The following is a 15195-nucleotide window of genomic DNA, read 5'->3' on the forward strand; positions in this document are numbered from 1 at the left end:
GTTGTAACAGATTGAAATATTTTTGTAATATAACTAAAATAGTCCTGTTAAATTAGCATGATATAATTCAAACTATAAAATAATTATTAGTAGTATACCATTTTATTTAACGGAAATGATAAGTAACTTAAATAGACCAATACATATGCCAATGGGCAACGAGAGCTACTAACAATTGGGGGCAGGACATAAATGAAAAAGAAACTGATAGTATTAAATACGACGCTTATGCTTGGGCTTGGCGCTTTTGCCATTCCTTCAGCTGACGCATCATCATTAAATAGCCAAAAAGCAGACATTCAAAAACAAAGACTTAACGTACAAGCAAGCCTTTCAAAAGCTGAACAGGAATTAACGGCTGTTCTTGAGGAACGTGCCATTTTAGATGCACAAATTAAAAGAGTCCTTCAGGCCATTACAGACAATAATAATTTAATGAATCAAACAGAAAAAGATATTGTTAGTACGATGGCAGAAGTAGAACAATTGAAAACAGAAATAGCTGAAATCCAAGAAAGAATTGATAAAAGAAATAATATTTTAAAGGAACGCGCTGTTTCCTATCAAGAAAACGGCAATAGTAAAATTGGTTATGTTGAAGTTTTGCTTGGGTCTACTAGCTTTGGTGACTTCATTGAAAGAGTAGGGGCGGTAACAACGATCGTTCAAGCAGACCAAGATATTATTGCTCAGCATGATGCGGATAAGAAAGCAGTAGAAGAAAAGAAAGCAGCTGTTGAGAAAAAACTTTCTGATTTGCAAAATATGAAAGTAGAGCTTGAAGGAATGCAGGCTCAAATGAAAGAACAAAAGCAGCAAAATGCTCAATTAGTAAAAGAACTGCAAGCGAAAGAAAATGAAGTTGCTGCTATAAGAGCTAACTTGAAAATCCAAGATAGTGAGCTTGCCTCAAAACAAGCAGAAATTCAAGCTAGACTGGAAGCTAGCAAATACACACCATCAAAACCGAAGGCTCCTCAATATAATTTAAAATTAGCAAGCGGATCAAATGATGATGCGAAGGAAGCTTCAGCTAATGTAGCACCAAGTGCTCCAGTCAAGGAAGCTCCTGCTGCTAAGGGTGATATTAATACAGTTATCAAAGCTGGCTATAAGTATTTTGGGAACTCTGTTTATGTGTTTGGCGGCGGCAGGTCTTCTTCTGATATTGCTAATGGAAGATTTGACTGTTCTGGTTTCGTTTCATGGGCTTTCTCCCAAGCAGGCGTTAAATTACCAGCATATACGGAGTCATTAAAGAGTGTGGGCAAGCAAGTTTCATCCAGTGAGATGCGACCTGGGGATCTCGTATTCTTTGATACTTACAAAAAAGATGGACATGTAGGAATTTATGTTGGCGGCGGTAAATTTATTGGATCTCAAAGCTCTACAGGAGTAGCTATTGCCAATATGGGCAGCGGCTACTGGAAGAGCAAATTTAATGGCCGAGTCATTCGAGTTTTATAACGGCTTCTCTTTTGAAGTACAAAAAGTGAAAAACAGATTAAAAACGCATGGTGATGGTGGTTACCCCCAAAAATTAGAGTTTTATTATGCAGCTGATTGGCTGGATTGAGTTCGGTATTCGACTGGACTCAATCCGGCCAATTTTGCTTTTGAACGTTCATTGTTATACCAGTAGATATATTCTTCTATTCTTCTTTTTAATTCCTCATAGCTTACTAGTTTTTCCCCATAATACATTTCTTGCTTTAAAATGCCAAAGAAGTTTTCCATCGAAGCGTTGTCTGCGCAGGTAGCTTTACGCGACATACTTTGGAATATTTTATTTGCTTTTAATGTCTTCACCCATTGGTTGTGTTGGTAATGCCAGCCTTGATCGGAATGAATAGTGGTGCGATAGGTTGCATGATTTTCTATTATCCCTATTGTTTCTTTTAAAGGTTCCATGACAAGATCTAATGTTGGACGTTTCCTAATTCCAAACGCTATAACTTCTCCGTTATAAAGATCAAGAATTGGATTTAGATATAACTTCTCTTCCCCAAGACATTTGAATTCAGTAATGTCGGTTACTAATTTCTGAAGAGGAATAGGTGTGCTAAAACGGCGGGATATTCGGTTTTTCGCAACCTTCCCAATCTTTCCTTTATAGGAATTGTATTTACGGGATTTCCGCATAAATTTTACACATTTCAATCCTAGTTCTCGCATAAGTCTATATACTCTTTTATGATTAACACGATGTCCTACTTTCTTTAATTCCTTCGTGATGCGTTTATAACCATAGCGTTCATGAAATTTCTTAAATAGGTCAGTAATGAGTTCTTTTAGTTCTCCGTCCGGATCTTCTTTTCCAAAGTTTTTGATATGATAGAGATATGTTGCTTCAGGAATACCCACCACAAGGAAAATATCCTTTAATCGGAATCCTTCTTCTTTGAGTTCGAATGCCAATTTTGCTTGGGCTTTTCGAGGAAGACATTCGGATTTTCCCGAAAAGCTCTCAGCTTTTTTAGGTATGCATTTTCTAACCTTAGTAGTTCGTTCTCACGTTCCAATTCTTCTTCACGTGTTAATTTTTTTTCTTCCTTTTTCTTTTGTTTATTGGGTTTCTTAGACATAGAAGACCGCCCCTTTGGTGTTGGAATTAGGCCTTCTACTCCTTGTTCATGAAATTCTTTCATCCAGCGAATAATCAAGGAAGGGTTGTTCAAATTAAAATGAACAGCAGTTTCTAAATAAGAAGCACCTGTGTTTAATATAAATTGTATCGTATCCATTTTAAATTGAACAGAATATTCCTTTTTCGTTTTCCTACGTTTTAACCCATCCATCCCTTGAGACTTATATACATTCACCCATTCACGTATAGATGTCTGGCTGCCCATATTATATTTTTTTGCCAATGATCCATACCCAATGTTGCCCCCTAAATACTCGGTGATAAGTCTTATTTTGAATTCTTCACTATATTTTGCCATAAAAAACACCCCCGAAAGTTAGATTTATTACTCTAACTTTCGGGGGTCGGTGCCGATTCGTATAAGAATTGCCATGCGTTTTATATTTCATTGAGGCATCAAATTATAAACGGAGTATTTCCGTCTAAAGTTCATAGTGGATGCTTAAGAGGCAGATATAAGCGGAGAAATTCCGGTTAACTGCTCTAAATAAGGCAAAATCATAAGAATTGGATAAGATAGACGGAAACTCTTCCCTTATTTTTAAGAAAATATCGCTATTTCTCAAATTAAACGGAATTTGTCCGTCTATTTTCAAACACAGTAAAATCACCATATATTTAAAAATAGCCAGTAGCTGCGTTTTGATTTTTCGATTAATTCTAAATATTTATTGAATTTAATTGAATAGAATGTTTTAATTAATATAGAATACATAAATTAGTAACTACTTTTGCGATAAATGAAAAACGATGTTTCTTATTACAAAACAATAAGGGGAGCTGGTTATGAAAACTGCTGTTTTATTAGAAGACTTAAGGTCAGTTTTGTCAGAAGAGCAATTATCGATAGAAAGCAGTCATAATAATGACTTAGGTAATGGCGGCTTGGCAAACATTTATCCATATACGGAAGAAGATATTGCAGCTGTTATAAAGCACGCCAATGAAAATAATTTATCCGTTTCGGTTACGGGCAGCGGCACAAAAAGGGGATTTGGAGGACAAAACGAAACGAGTGATATCCTGCTCTCATTATCAAAGTATAAAGGTGTTGTAGAGCATACGGTCGGGGACATGACGATCACGGTTAAATCTGGGACAACTTTTCAGGAACTTCAGGATTATTTGGCAAAGTCTAATCAGAAAATTCCGCTTGATCCATTTTCACCCGCTGAGGCTACAATAGGCGGTATTATTGCAGCAAATGATAGCGGACCTAAACGGCTGAAATATGGATCAGCAAGGGATTCCGTCATTGGACTTAGAACCATATATCCAGACGGAACGATTATTCGGTCTGGCGGCAAAGTAGTTAAAAATGTGGCAGGCTATGACATGAACAAGCTATTTATTGGTTCAATGGGGACTCTTGGCGTTATTTCAGAAGTGACTTTCAAGCTAAGGCCGCTACCAAAATACGAATCACTTGTTTTAGTTAGCTTTCCTGATGGAAATGAAGCAAGCATTAAAGAGTTTGCGATTAAAGTGTTGGACTCCATACTTGAGCCGGTCTGTATTGAATTATTAACCCCGTCCATTACTGAAAGACTGAATAATCAAAGAAGTTATACAATTGCAATAAGCTTCGAGGATGTTGAAACATCTGTTCAATATCAGGAGGAGATGATTAAAGCTTTAACACCACCACATTCAATGCTCACGATTCTCCACAAAAGGGAGGCACAGAAATTCTGGGAACAGTTTTACGAACTGCGTCTAAATGAGCAAGATTCTGGGGAAGAAACTACAGCTGTATTAAGGATAGGAGTCGTAAATCTTGATGTCATGAAGGTAATGAAGGAGGCGGTGACACTACAGGATTTAAAAAATGTAGCCATTGAAGCACATGGCGGACTTGGGCATGGACTCTGCCAAGTGAAGATAAATGGCGCTAAAGAAGATGTTGTTGACACCATTAACGAATTAAGAAAAACTGTTGAGTCTATAGGCGGCTATGCGATTGTGAGGCATCTGCCATTTTCTATCCGGAAGGAAGTAAATGTTTGGGGAGAAAAACCATCTTATTTTTCCTTGCTTGAAGGGATCAAGACGAAGGTTGACCCGAAGCGGATTTTAAACCCGAATCGTTTTGTAGGAGGGATTTGAAGTGAGTATGACGGAAACAGAATTGAAACAAGCACCCCCTTGTACAACAAGCTTAGGCAATTATTTATGGAAGGACCCGCCTGATGAAAATAAATGGGCTGACTGTGTTCACTGTGGAATGTGCCTGGAGTCATGTCCTACTTATGAACTAACCGGTCAAGAACAGCATTCTCCCCGTGGACGAGTGTATTTAATTAAAGCAGTTGCTGAAGGAAAACTCGAAGTGAATGAGCAATTTATGGATCCGGTATTTGCATGTTTAGATTGTCGAGCTTGTACAACTGCCTGTCCAGCTGATGTAGATGTTGGCGGCTTGATTGAAGAAGCTCGAGGGCAGATCCGCCAGGCAATTCCCCTTAAAGGCTGGAAAGGGACTGTAAGTAAATTCTTTCTGCATGGCATTTTTCCGCATCAAAATCGCCTGAATACGTTAGGCGGCATGCTCAAATTTTACCAAAAAAGCGGAATTCAAAAGGTAGTTCGAAAAACAAAGCTCATTAATATCATGCCGGAGCATTTAGTTCAAATGGAAGCCATCATGCCGGAAGTAAATAAGCCCGTGCGTAAAAAGTATAAAAATCAATCAGTTATTAAAGCAAAAGGAGAAACGAAAAGGGAAGTAGCTATGCTGACAGGCTGTATTATGGATGTCATGTTTAGTGATATTAATGAATCGACCATTAATGTTTTAACAAGAAATGGCAATGATGTAAAGATTCCAGAGAACCAAACGTGCTGTGGAGCGCTGCATGTTCATGCAGGAGACCGTGATATGGGAAGGCAGCTGGCGAAGCAAAATATTGAAGCGTTTAAAGATGCTGAGAAAGTGATTGTGAATGCGGCTGGATGCGGATGTATGATGCAGGAGTATGCAGAATTATTCCGTGAGGAGCCAGAGTGGCATAAGGAAGCAGAGGAATTTTCCAAAAAGGTTGTGGATATTTCAAAGCATCTTCACGACACCGGATATGAAAAGCCAAAAGCGGAAGTGAAGACAAGGATCACCTATCATGATGCATGTCATCTAGCACACGGGCAGGGTGTTCGCAAGGAGCCGAGGGAAATATTATTAGATATTCCTGGTGTGGAGATGGTCCATATGCCGAATGCGGATCGTTGCTGTGGAAGTGCGGGAATTTATAATATTACGAATCCAGAAATGGCTGATGCTGTTTTGGAAAGTAAAATGGAAAATGTACCTGATGTTGATATGATTTCCATGGGGAATCCCGGCTGCATGCTTCAGATGGCAGTTGGTGTGCAGAAATATGGCAGAAATCAAAAAATCGTTCATACTGTTCAGCTTTTGGATTGGGCCTATCAAAATGAGAAGGGGGTTGTGAACGATGAAGACAAAAATTAAAACGAATGATATTCACATTCATCAATTAGCCGAAATTGTCGGTGGAGCACGTTCCATCCTTTACCATAAGGAAGACTTAATTTCGTATGATTGTGATGGATTCACTCTTCATAAGCATCTGCCAAAGGCTGTCGTTTTCCCTAAGAATACCGAGGAAGTGGCGGAGCTTGTTAAATATTGTACGAAAAATAATCTCCCTTTTCTTGCTCGCGGGGCAGGAACTGGATTAAGCGGCGGCGCCATTCCGATTAATGGCGAAGTGATTATTAGTCTTGTTCGGATGAAGCGATTAATTAGTGTTGATTTAGAGAACAGAAAGGCTGTAGTAGAGCCAGGGTTTGTCAATTTGAAGCTGACACATTCAATATCTGATAAAGGATATTATTATGCACCGGATCCCTCTAGTCAATATTGCTGTACAATTGGCGGAAATGTTGCCGAAAATGCTGGGGGAGCTCATTGCCTGAAATATGGCGTCACAACGAATCATATATTAGGACTTGAGGTCGTATTGCCAAATGGTGAAATTATTGAAATCGGAAATAACGGTATTTTGGATGAGCCCGGCTATGACTTGCTTGGTCTGTTAACCGGGTCTGAGGGTACTTTAGGGATTGTCACAAAAATAACGGTACGGATATTAAAGAATCCTGAAGGAAAGCAAACAGTTCTGGCTTATTTTGACAATGTAGAGGATGGGAGCAGGGCTGTTTCAGAAATAATTTCTGCCGGGATTGTGCCTGCAGCTTTAGAAATGATGGATAAAGTTGCAATCGAAGGGGTTGAAGCTGCTGCTTTTCCAGTCGGACACCCGAAAGATATTGAAGCGGTTTTACTCATTGAGGTAGACGGGATTGCTGCCGGAATTGATGAACAAATCAATCAGATCCTGGACGTATGCAGGAAGTGCAATGTTCGTGAAGTGAGGGCAGCTAAGGATGAACAAGAAAGAGAAAGATGGTGGGCGAATCGGAAAACAGGGTTTGGAGCAATGGGGGCCATTTCACCCGATTATTTAGTACAGGATGGTGTGATTCCACGCAGCAAACTTCCAGAAGTATTGCAAAAAATAAATAAAATCAGTGAAGAATCTGGCCTGCGAATTGCGAATATTTTCCATGCGGGAGATGGAAATCTTCATCCGCTTGTTCTTTTTGATGCAAGAAAACCCGGCGAAATTGAAAAAGCGTTGCAGGCGGGCAGTGCATGTCTTAAGGTGTGTGCAGATGTCGGTGGAACGATTACAGGGGAACATGGAGTGGGAATCGAAAAACGGGAAGAAATGCGGTTTGTTTTTAATGACGATGAAATTATCGCACAGACAAATATACGCGAAGTTTTCAATCCGCAAAACCTGTTAAATGCCGGCAAGCTGTTTCCAACGCCTGGCCGCTGTGTTGAAATTAAGAAAGAGATGAAAGAAGCAGCTTTAAATGCATAATCAATAAAAATTTTCTGAATATTATTGCAATAGGAAGTTGATTATGCTATTCTTTTTTTATCGATAGGATGAAACGCTGTTGCGTAATAACAAACAGAGAGAAAATATAAAATTGGGAGAACGAACTATTAGGAGGAAATAGGATGACAGCTTATAAACAAGTTGGAAAAATGCAGGTAGCTAGTGAGCTTTTTGCGTTTATTAATGATGAAGTTCTTCCAGGGAGTATAGTAGATCAGGAGCATTTCTGGATTGGCTTTGAGGAAATTGTTAATGACTTAACCCCGAAGAACAAGGAATTACTTGCGTTTCGGGATGAGCTTCAAAGAAAAATCCATACATGGCATCGGGAAAATCAAAAGTATGAATTTGCTCGCTATAGAGCCTTCTTAGAGGAAATTGGCTATCTTGAGGAGGAAGGAGAGGATTACAAAATCCAGACTGAAAATGTCGATGATGAGGTCGCACTTCAGGCAGGTCCGCAGCTAGTTGTGCCTGTTAATAATGCCCGGTACGCCCTTAATGCAGCAAATGCCCGTTGGGGAAGCCTATATGATGCCCTTTATGGAACGGATGTGATTAATGAAGAGGACGGCGCAGCTAGGACAGGGGGATATAATCCGGTACGCGGTGGAAAGGTTATTGCATTTTCAAAAAACTTCCTAGATCAGTCTGTGCCATTAGCGGAAGGGACTCATCATGACATCAACCAGTACAAAGTGATTGCGGGTAAAATGATTGCTGTCCAAAATAATGGTCAGGAAATTGGATTGAAGAATGAGGGGAAATTCGCAGGGTATCAAGGTGATTCAGACAATCCGTCGGCTATACTGCTTAAAAATAATGGATTGCATTTTGAAATTCAAATAGATCGGACCCACCCAATTGGAAAGACAGATCAAGCTGGTGTGAAGGATATCCTTCTTGAATCTGCGCTTTCAACGATTATGGACTGTGAAGATTCAGTTGCAGCAGTTGATGCGGGGGATAAAGTCCTCGTTTATCGAAATTGGCTTGGTTTAATGAGGGGAGATTTAACGGCAAGCTTTGAGAAGGGGGGTAAAACCGTCACAAGGACGATGAATTCAGATCGGAGCTACACATCACCAAGCGGAGATTCCATTACTCTTCATGGACGTTCTTTAATGTTTGTCCGAAATGTGGGTCATTTAATGACAATAAATGCCGTGTTGGATCAGAACGGGGAAGAAATCCAAGAGGGTATTTTAGATGCGATCGTAACAAGTTTAATAGCAAAACATTCACTATTAGGAAATACTTCTCATACAAATTCTGCAAAAGGATCCGTTTATATCGTTAAACCGAAAATGCACGGATCAAAGGAAGCTGCTTTTGCCAATGAGCTGTTCAATCGTGTGGAGGATTTAATCGGCCTCAAACGGAATACATTAAAAATTGGTTTAATGGATGAGGAACGGAGGACATCATTGAACTTAAAAGCTTGTATCCGCGAAGTGAAAGAACGGATCGCTTTTATTAACACAGGATTCCTTGACCGCACTGGGGATGAAATTCATACTTCTATGGAAGCTGGGCCTATGATCAGGAAGAATGACATGAAGGGGACAAAGTGGCTGTATGCCTATGAAAAATCTAACGTCAATAATGGTCTGGCATCAGGCTTCCAAAACCGTGCCCAGATTGGAAAAGGAATGTGGGCAATGCCTGATATGATGGCCGAGATGCTTAAGCAAAAAATTGCCCATGTCAAAGCAGGTGCTAATACCGCATGGATTCCTTCCCCAACAGCTGCAACGTTACACGCGCTTCATTATCATGAAGTAAATGTAAAAGAGGTTCAAACCCGCCTGCTAAATGAATTAGCAGACTTGAAGAATGAAATATTACAAGTACCAGCTGCTGAAAACCCGCAATGGGGAACAGATGAAATTCAGCAGGAGCTTGATAATAATGCACAGGGGATACTTGGTTATGTCGTTCGCTGGGTAGACCAGGGCATCGGCTGTTCTAAAGTACCCGATATTAATAATGTAGGATTAATGGAAGACCGCGCTACATTAAGGATTTCAAGTCAGCATGTAGCGAATTGGCTTCATCATGGGATTTGTACGAAGGAACAAGTGGAAGAGACATTACAGCGCATGGCGAAAGTGGTCGATGAACAAAATGCAGGTGACGCTGACTATCGTCCAATGGCAGAAGACTTTGATCGTTCGATCGCGTATCAAGCCGCGCGAGATCTCATTTTTAAAGGTTATGATCAGCCTAATGGCTATACAGAGCCGATTCTTCACAAACGTCGCTTAGAGGCAAAGGCGAAGTTTGCTATTAAACAATAAGATTTTTTAAGCATGGCATTTCAATTTGAATGCCATGCAATTTTAATTTTCGATATAATGAAATAAATAGTGTTTATTCGAGGAGAGGGAATATTGGAAAGAGAGAATATGGTTAAATCAGTAAGTCGGGCACTTGATATTATTATGTTCGTCAGTATGAAAAAAGGGGGATTAGGTGTTACGGAAATCGCAAACCAAATGGATATTAACAAAAGCTCTGTTTATCGAATACTTTCAACACTCGTTCAATATGGCTATGTCGAGCAGGATGAGGAAACAGGAAGGTATAAACTTGGATACAAATTTTTGGATATAAGCTCAAAACTTCTGGAGTCTATTGATTTAAGAGAAGAAGCTAAGCCATTTTTGAAAGAATTAGAAATGGAGACGAATGAAGTTATCCACCTTGTTGTTTACGATCAAGGAGAGGTCGTTTACATTGAAAAATTAGACGGGAATGAAACTCTCCGAATGCACTCAAAGGTTGGAAAAAGAGCGCCAATGCACTGTACTTCGGTTGGAAAAGCTATACTTGCCCATTTACCCCCTGTAGTTGCAACTGATATTCTTGAGCGAAAGGGGCTTCCAGTCCATACAGATAAAACAATAACGGACATAGATCAATTTCTCCAAGAACTCATTGAAGTTAGAAAGAATGGATTTGCGTTAGATTTAGAAGAAAATGAATATGGGATTACATGTATGGCTGTCCCCATTTTTGACCATTTAGGCAAAGTCATTGCAGCTATCAGTATTTCTGGAACAACAATGCGAATGACTAATAATCGGCTAGAGTCACTTCAACCGCGTATGATCTCCATAGGGAAGCAAATATCAGCAAGGCTCGGATATTATGAAAAATAGTGAAATACTGTAAATGCTACTAATAATAGTGTTTACAGTATTTTTTTTATAGATTGGTAAATAAAAAGGAATATTATTTATATTTTCCGAATATTGTTGATATTCTATCAAATGTCTGTATAATATTGTATAGGTTGAAACATTTTGGAAAACATTGTTTCGCCATAAGCAACGCCAGCTATTATAAGTTTGTCAATATGAAACAAAAGGAGGAAAATGTCTTATGAGTACAGGTTTGCTTTCTATTCTTTCCCTCATGCCAATCATTGCAGTAGGAGTTTTCTTAGTTGGTCTCAAATGGCCAGCCAGTAAAGCAATGCCAATTTCCTATGTCATCGCGGTAGGTTTGGCGCTGTATGTTTGGAAGGTGCCAGGCGCTAATGTTGCAGCTGCATCCATTAATGGACTAGTTGTGGCAATTACCTTACTGTACATTATTTTTGGGGCTATTCTGCTTTTAAATACTTTACAGGAAAGTGGGGGCCTTAGTACAATTCGGCAGGGCTTTACCGATATTTCTACTGACCGGAGAATCCAGGTAATCATTGTTGCGTGGCTGTTCGGATCCTTTATTGAGGGAGCGTCAGGCTTTGGCACACCGGCTGCTGTAGCTGTTCCATTGATGGTTGGTTTAGGATTCCCTGCGATGGCTGCGGTTGTTGCCGGAATGGTTATTCAAAGTACACCTGTTTCATTTGGTGCTGTTGGTACACCTATGCTTGTAGGAGCTGGTACCGGTTTGTCAGCTGACCCAACCATTACAAATAATATGGTTGAATTTGTGACTGGAATCGGTGGGCAGGTAGCAATCTTACATATGATTGCAGGGACTTTAGTGCCTCTTTTTGTAGTAGCATTAATGACAAGATTCTTTGGGAAAAACAAATCGTTTTCTGAAGGAATTAAGGTTTGGAAATTTGCCTTATTTGCAGCCTTTGCCATGACGATTCCTTATGTAATCGTTGCAAATACACTCGGACCTGAGTTCCCTTCTATGACTGGAGGATTAGTTGGACTTGCTATCGTAGTCTTTGCTGCAAAAAAAGGATTCCTTATGCCTCCAAAAGGAGAGGAATGGGATTTTGAAGAAAAGTCAAAATGGGATCCGGAATGGTCTGGAAAGCTGGAAATAAAGATTCAAGAACATCAAAATGGAAAAATGAGTATGGTGCGGGCATGGTCGCCATATATATTAGTAGGATTATTTCTTGTTTTAACTAGATTAAAAGCATTGCCAATAATGGCTTGGCTGAAGTCTGTCGTCATTAAATTTGAAAATATTTTCGGTTCTGGAATTACATCCAGCTTTGAAATTCTGTTTTCGCCGGGGACAATCTTTATTGTCGTGTCAGCTTTAACATTTTTTATTCACGGCATGGGTGGAAACGCTTACAAGAAAGCTTGGTCTCAATCAGCGAAAACGACTGTTGCTGCATCCACAGCCTTAATCTTTACCGTGCCAATGGTTCAAGTGTTCTTGAATTCCGGAGGAGGAGCAGCAGGGTTTGAAAGAATGCCGATTGAGCTAGCAAATGGTGTTGCTGCACTTGCGGGAGAATATTGGCCATTTTTCTCCACTTTTATCGGAGGAATTGGCGCATTCATTGCTGGCAGTAATACAGTTAGTAATATGATGTTTGCCCTATTCCAGCATGATGTTGGGTTACAAATTGGAGTAGACCCAACATGGATCGTAGCACTTCAGGCTGTTGGCGGTGCTGCTGGAAACATGATTTGTGTTCATAACGTTGTAGCTGCATCCGCAGTTGTTGGCCTCTATGGTAAAGAAGGGGTCGTCATTCGAAAAACTTTACTCCCATTCGCTTATTATGCCTTGTTAGCGGGTTCAGTGGGATATTCAATTGTTTGGTATTCTCAAAAAGGCATCTTCAACATTGGCTCATTCATCGCAGTCATCATCGCAGTCGCTGCCGTTTACATCATTGCCACGAATAATAAGCGGGCAAACTTACTACTACTACAAGACACTTCAATAAAAAAATAATGATAGAAAAGAGCCAGGGAGATTTCGCTGGCTCTTAGCATACAATGAATAAAGCAGAATACTCCTCTAGACGGTTTCACCTATTTCCTGTAGGAAAAATATAGTATAATAGAGATGTATTTTATATTTCAATTTATTTGAAATTATATAAAATACGGCTATCTGGGGAGATTAGCTGCTACTTAATAAGATGTTCTCTTAAGGTTTTTTTGATCCATATTTGGAAAAAAGGGACTCTTATCAATTTCACAAATGGGAGGATGAATATGGGAGAAGCTGCAAAAGTTAAAACAGTTTGTGGATATTGTGGAACCGGCTGTGGTCTTGTTGTGGAAGTTGACGATAATAAAATTGTCAAAATTCGCGGGGATAAAGATGCGCCGGTTAACAAAGGACAGACATGTGTAAAGGGTTCTTTTGCCTATGAATACGTTCATTCGAATAGGCGTTTAACAACACCGCTGATCCGTAAGGCCGGTGAGCTTGTGGAAACAACATGGGAAGAGGCCTACACCTTTATTGCAGACAAACTTAAGGGAATCAAAGATCAATTTGGTCCTGAAGCCATTACGATGTTTGCTACGGCTAGAAGTACGAATGAAGTAAACTATGTCACACAGAAATTTATGAGAGCGGTGATTGGCAGCAATAATATTGACGGCTGCAACCGAACCTGACACGCACCTAGCGTTGCCGGTCTGGCAACTGTATTTGGAAATGGATCTCCAACAAACACATTGGAAGATATCGATCGTGCAGAGGTTTTACTATTAATGGGTTCGAACACGACTGAAGCCCATCCGATTATTGCAAACCGCATGAAAAAAGCAGTGAAATCTGGATTAAAGATTATTGTAATCGATCCAAGAAAAATAGATATGGTAAAGGTTTCACATCGACATTTACAAATTAATGTGGGTTCTGATATCGCCCTTATGAATGCTATGATACATGTGATTATTGAAGAAAACTTATATGACCCGGCATTTATTAACAAATTTACTGTCGACTTTGACACATTAAAGGAACATGTAAAAAGGTATACGCCTGAATACTCGGCCGCGATAACAGGAATACCTGCTGAAGATATTATTGAAACAGCAAGAGAATATGCTAAGGCAGACAAAGCCATGATTGCTTATACATTAGGAATAACAGAGCATCATTGTGGTGTTAATAATGTATTTGATATCGCCAACCTTGCCCTATTAACAGGACATATTGGCAGAGAAGGCTGTGGCATCATGCCTTTACGCGGACAAAATAATGTTCAAGGTGCCGGCGATATGGGATGCTTGCCAAACCAGATGCCAGGTGCTGTGAGCCTATCCAATGAGGAGTATCGCCGCCGCTTTGAAGAGGCATGGGGTGTAAAAATTAATCCTGCCCCAGGCAACACACAAACGCGCGCATTTGAACAAATGGAAAACGGTACTGTAAAAGCACTGTACTGTATTGGCGAAAATCCATTAGTAGCAGATGTTCATAGGCAACATACGGAAAAATTATTAAAAGGACTAGATCTTTTAGTAGTCCAGGATATATTTTTAACTGGAACTGCTAGGCTGGCAGATGTCGTTCTTCCTGCAAGATCATGGGGCGAGGTAGAGGGTACGTATACAAATACAGACCGTAGAATACAGCGAGTTCGAAAAGCCGTTGATGCTCATCCTGATACGAGGGACGATTGGGAAATCCTTTGTGAACTTGCAAAAAGGCTTGGCTATCCGATGAACTATAACAGCAGCGAAGAAATTTGGGAGGAAGTTCGTACTTTAGCATGGGAAATGTATGGCGGAATGCCCTATTCCAGATTGGAGAAGGAATACAGTCTTCATTATCCTTGCCCGGATGAATCCCACCCTGGCACATTTATTCTTCATCAGAGATTCTTTGATGAAAATGCAAGCAATGTAAGATTGTCACCATTCAATGCTGTTAAGTATACAGGTCCAATTGAGCGGCCAGATGAGGAATATCCGTTTACACTCACTACTGGCAGACGATATGAATCTTATAATACTCATACCCAAACAAATATCTATGCAAGTGGTGTGAAAATTAAACAAACCGAGGAGTCGGCAGATATCCATCCGGAAGATGCTGTGAAATTAGGCATCGAAACCGGTGATTTAGTCGAAGTAAGCTCAAGAAGGGGAAGCGTCCAAGTGAAAGCGAAGGTAACCGACCAAGTTGCACCGGGCCTAATTTTCATGAGCTTCCACTTTGAAGACGTTCCAACAAACGTCTTAACAATTAATGAATTTGATCCAATCTCAGGTACCGCAGAATATAAAGCCTGTGCTGTGAAGATTAAAGCATTGAATAAAGTAATTGAATAGAATTGTTGGGAAAAAAGAGGCTGGGACAAAACCCTCCTCTGAAATGAAAAAGCCTGTGAAATTTTACGACAAGTAAAATTTCACAGGCTTTGATTATTTTTAAATA

10 protein-coding genes are annotated in these 15195 nt (G+C 39.9%); 8 read left to right on the plus strand and 2 right to left on the minus strand.

Annotation, left to right across the window (positions count from 1 at the left end):
• Positions 1 to 192: 192 nt before the first annotated feature.
• A complete protein-coding gene (locus AR328_RS20035; protein WP_066300756.1) occupies positions 193 to 1467 on the plus strand; it encodes a C40 family peptidase in 1275 nt (424 codons plus the stop codon).
• An 84-nt stretch (positions 1468 to 1551) separates the two neighbouring features.
• Here the strand turns inward: AR328_RS20035 and AR328_RS20040 are convergent, their stop codons facing one another.
• Positions 1552 to 2484: an IS3 family transposase gene (locus tag AR328_RS20040; protein ID WP_156422755.1), complete on the minus strand. Its 933-nt coding sequence runs from the start codon at positions 2482 to 2484 to the stop codon at positions 1552 to 1554.
• Positions 2382 to 2945, minus strand: a complete 564-nt coding sequence (locus AR328_RS20045) for a helix-turn-helix domain-containing protein (protein WP_066300760.1) — start codon at positions 2943 to 2945, stop codon at positions 2382 to 2384. The genes AR328_RS20040 and AR328_RS20045 overlap by 103 nt, the downstream gene beginning before the upstream one ends.
• Before the next feature lie 488 nt (positions 2946 to 3433).
• On the opposite strand from AR328_RS20045, the gene AR328_RS20050 reads away from it, so the two are divergent.
• From AR328_RS20050 to fdhF, 7 genes are all read left to right on the plus strand, one after another.
• Positions 3434 to 4753: an FAD-binding oxidoreductase gene (locus tag AR328_RS20050; protein ID WP_066300763.1), complete on the plus strand. Its 1320-nt coding sequence runs from the start codon at positions 3434 to 3436 to the stop codon at positions 4751 to 4753.
• A gap of 1 nt (position 4754) precedes the next feature.
• Entirely contained in the window at positions 4755 to 6116 is a 1362-nt protein-coding gene (locus AR328_RS20055) for a (Fe-S)-binding protein (RefSeq protein WP_066300777.1), read from the plus strand.
• Positions 6100 to 7557 carry an FAD-linked oxidase C-terminal domain-containing protein gene (locus AR328_RS20060; RefSeq protein WP_066300779.1) on the plus strand — a complete coding sequence of 486 codons (1458 nt, stop codon included), beginning with the start codon at positions 6100 to 6102 and terminating at the stop codon, positions 7555 to 7557. Before AR328_RS20055 ends, AR328_RS20060 begins: the two co-directional genes overlap by 17 nt.
• Positions 7558 to 7700: 143 nt before the next feature.
• Positions 7701 to 9878, plus strand: coding sequence for a malate synthase G (locus AR328_RS20065; RefSeq protein ID WP_066300784.1), 2178 nt, complete (start codon positions 7701 to 7703; stop codon positions 9876 to 9878).
• Positions 9879 to 9971: 93 nt separating this feature from the next.
• Positions 9972 to 10742 (plus strand): IclR family transcriptional regulator, encoded by a 771-nt coding sequence (locus AR328_RS20070; protein ID WP_066300791.1) that lies wholly within the window; start codon positions 9972 to 9974, stop codon positions 10740 to 10742.
• A 223-nt stretch (positions 10743 to 10965) separates the two neighbouring features.
• Positions 10966 to 12747, plus strand: a complete 1782-nt coding sequence (locus AR328_RS20075; RefSeq protein ID WP_066300793.1) for an L-lactate permease — start codon at positions 10966 to 10968, stop codon at positions 12745 to 12747.
• A gap of 266 nt (positions 12748 to 13013) precedes the next feature.
• Entirely contained in the window at positions 13014 to 15089 is a 2076-nt protein-coding gene (fdhF, locus tag AR328_RS23195; RefSeq protein WP_082677332.1) for a formate dehydrogenase subunit alpha, read from the plus strand.
• Positions 15090 to 15195 lie beyond the last annotated feature (106 nt).

Origin of the sequence: Bacillus sp. FJAT-29937, from assembly GCF_001509555.1 — a bacterium.
Classification (GTDB): Bacteria; Bacillota; Bacilli; order Bacillales; family Cytobacillaceae; genus Cytobacillus.

Excerpts from the sequence above, each read along its gene's own strand:
- AR328_RS20035 (WP_066300756.1), top strand. The coding sequence starts at position 193 with ATGAAAAAGAAACTGATAGTATTAAATACGACGCTTATGCTTGGGCTT.
- AR328_RS20045 (WP_066300760.1), bottom strand. The coding sequence starts at position 2,945 with ATGGCAAAATATAGTGAAGAATTCAAAATAAGACTTATCACCGAGTAT.
- AR328_RS20050 (WP_066300763.1), top strand. The coding sequence starts at position 3,434 with ATGAAAACTGCTGTTTTATTAGAAGACTTAAGGTCAGTTTTGTCAGAA.
- AR328_RS20060 (WP_066300779.1), top strand. The coding sequence starts at position 6,100 with ATGAAGACAAAAATTAAAACGAATGATATTCACATTCATCAATTAGCC.
- AR328_RS20065 (WP_066300784.1), top strand. The coding sequence starts at position 7,701 with ATGACAGCTTATAAACAAGTTGGAAAAATGCAGGTAGCTAGTGAGCTT.
- AR328_RS20075 (WP_066300793.1), top strand. The coding sequence starts at position 10,966 with ATGAGTACAGGTTTGCTTTCTATTCTTTCCCTCATGCCAATCATTGCA.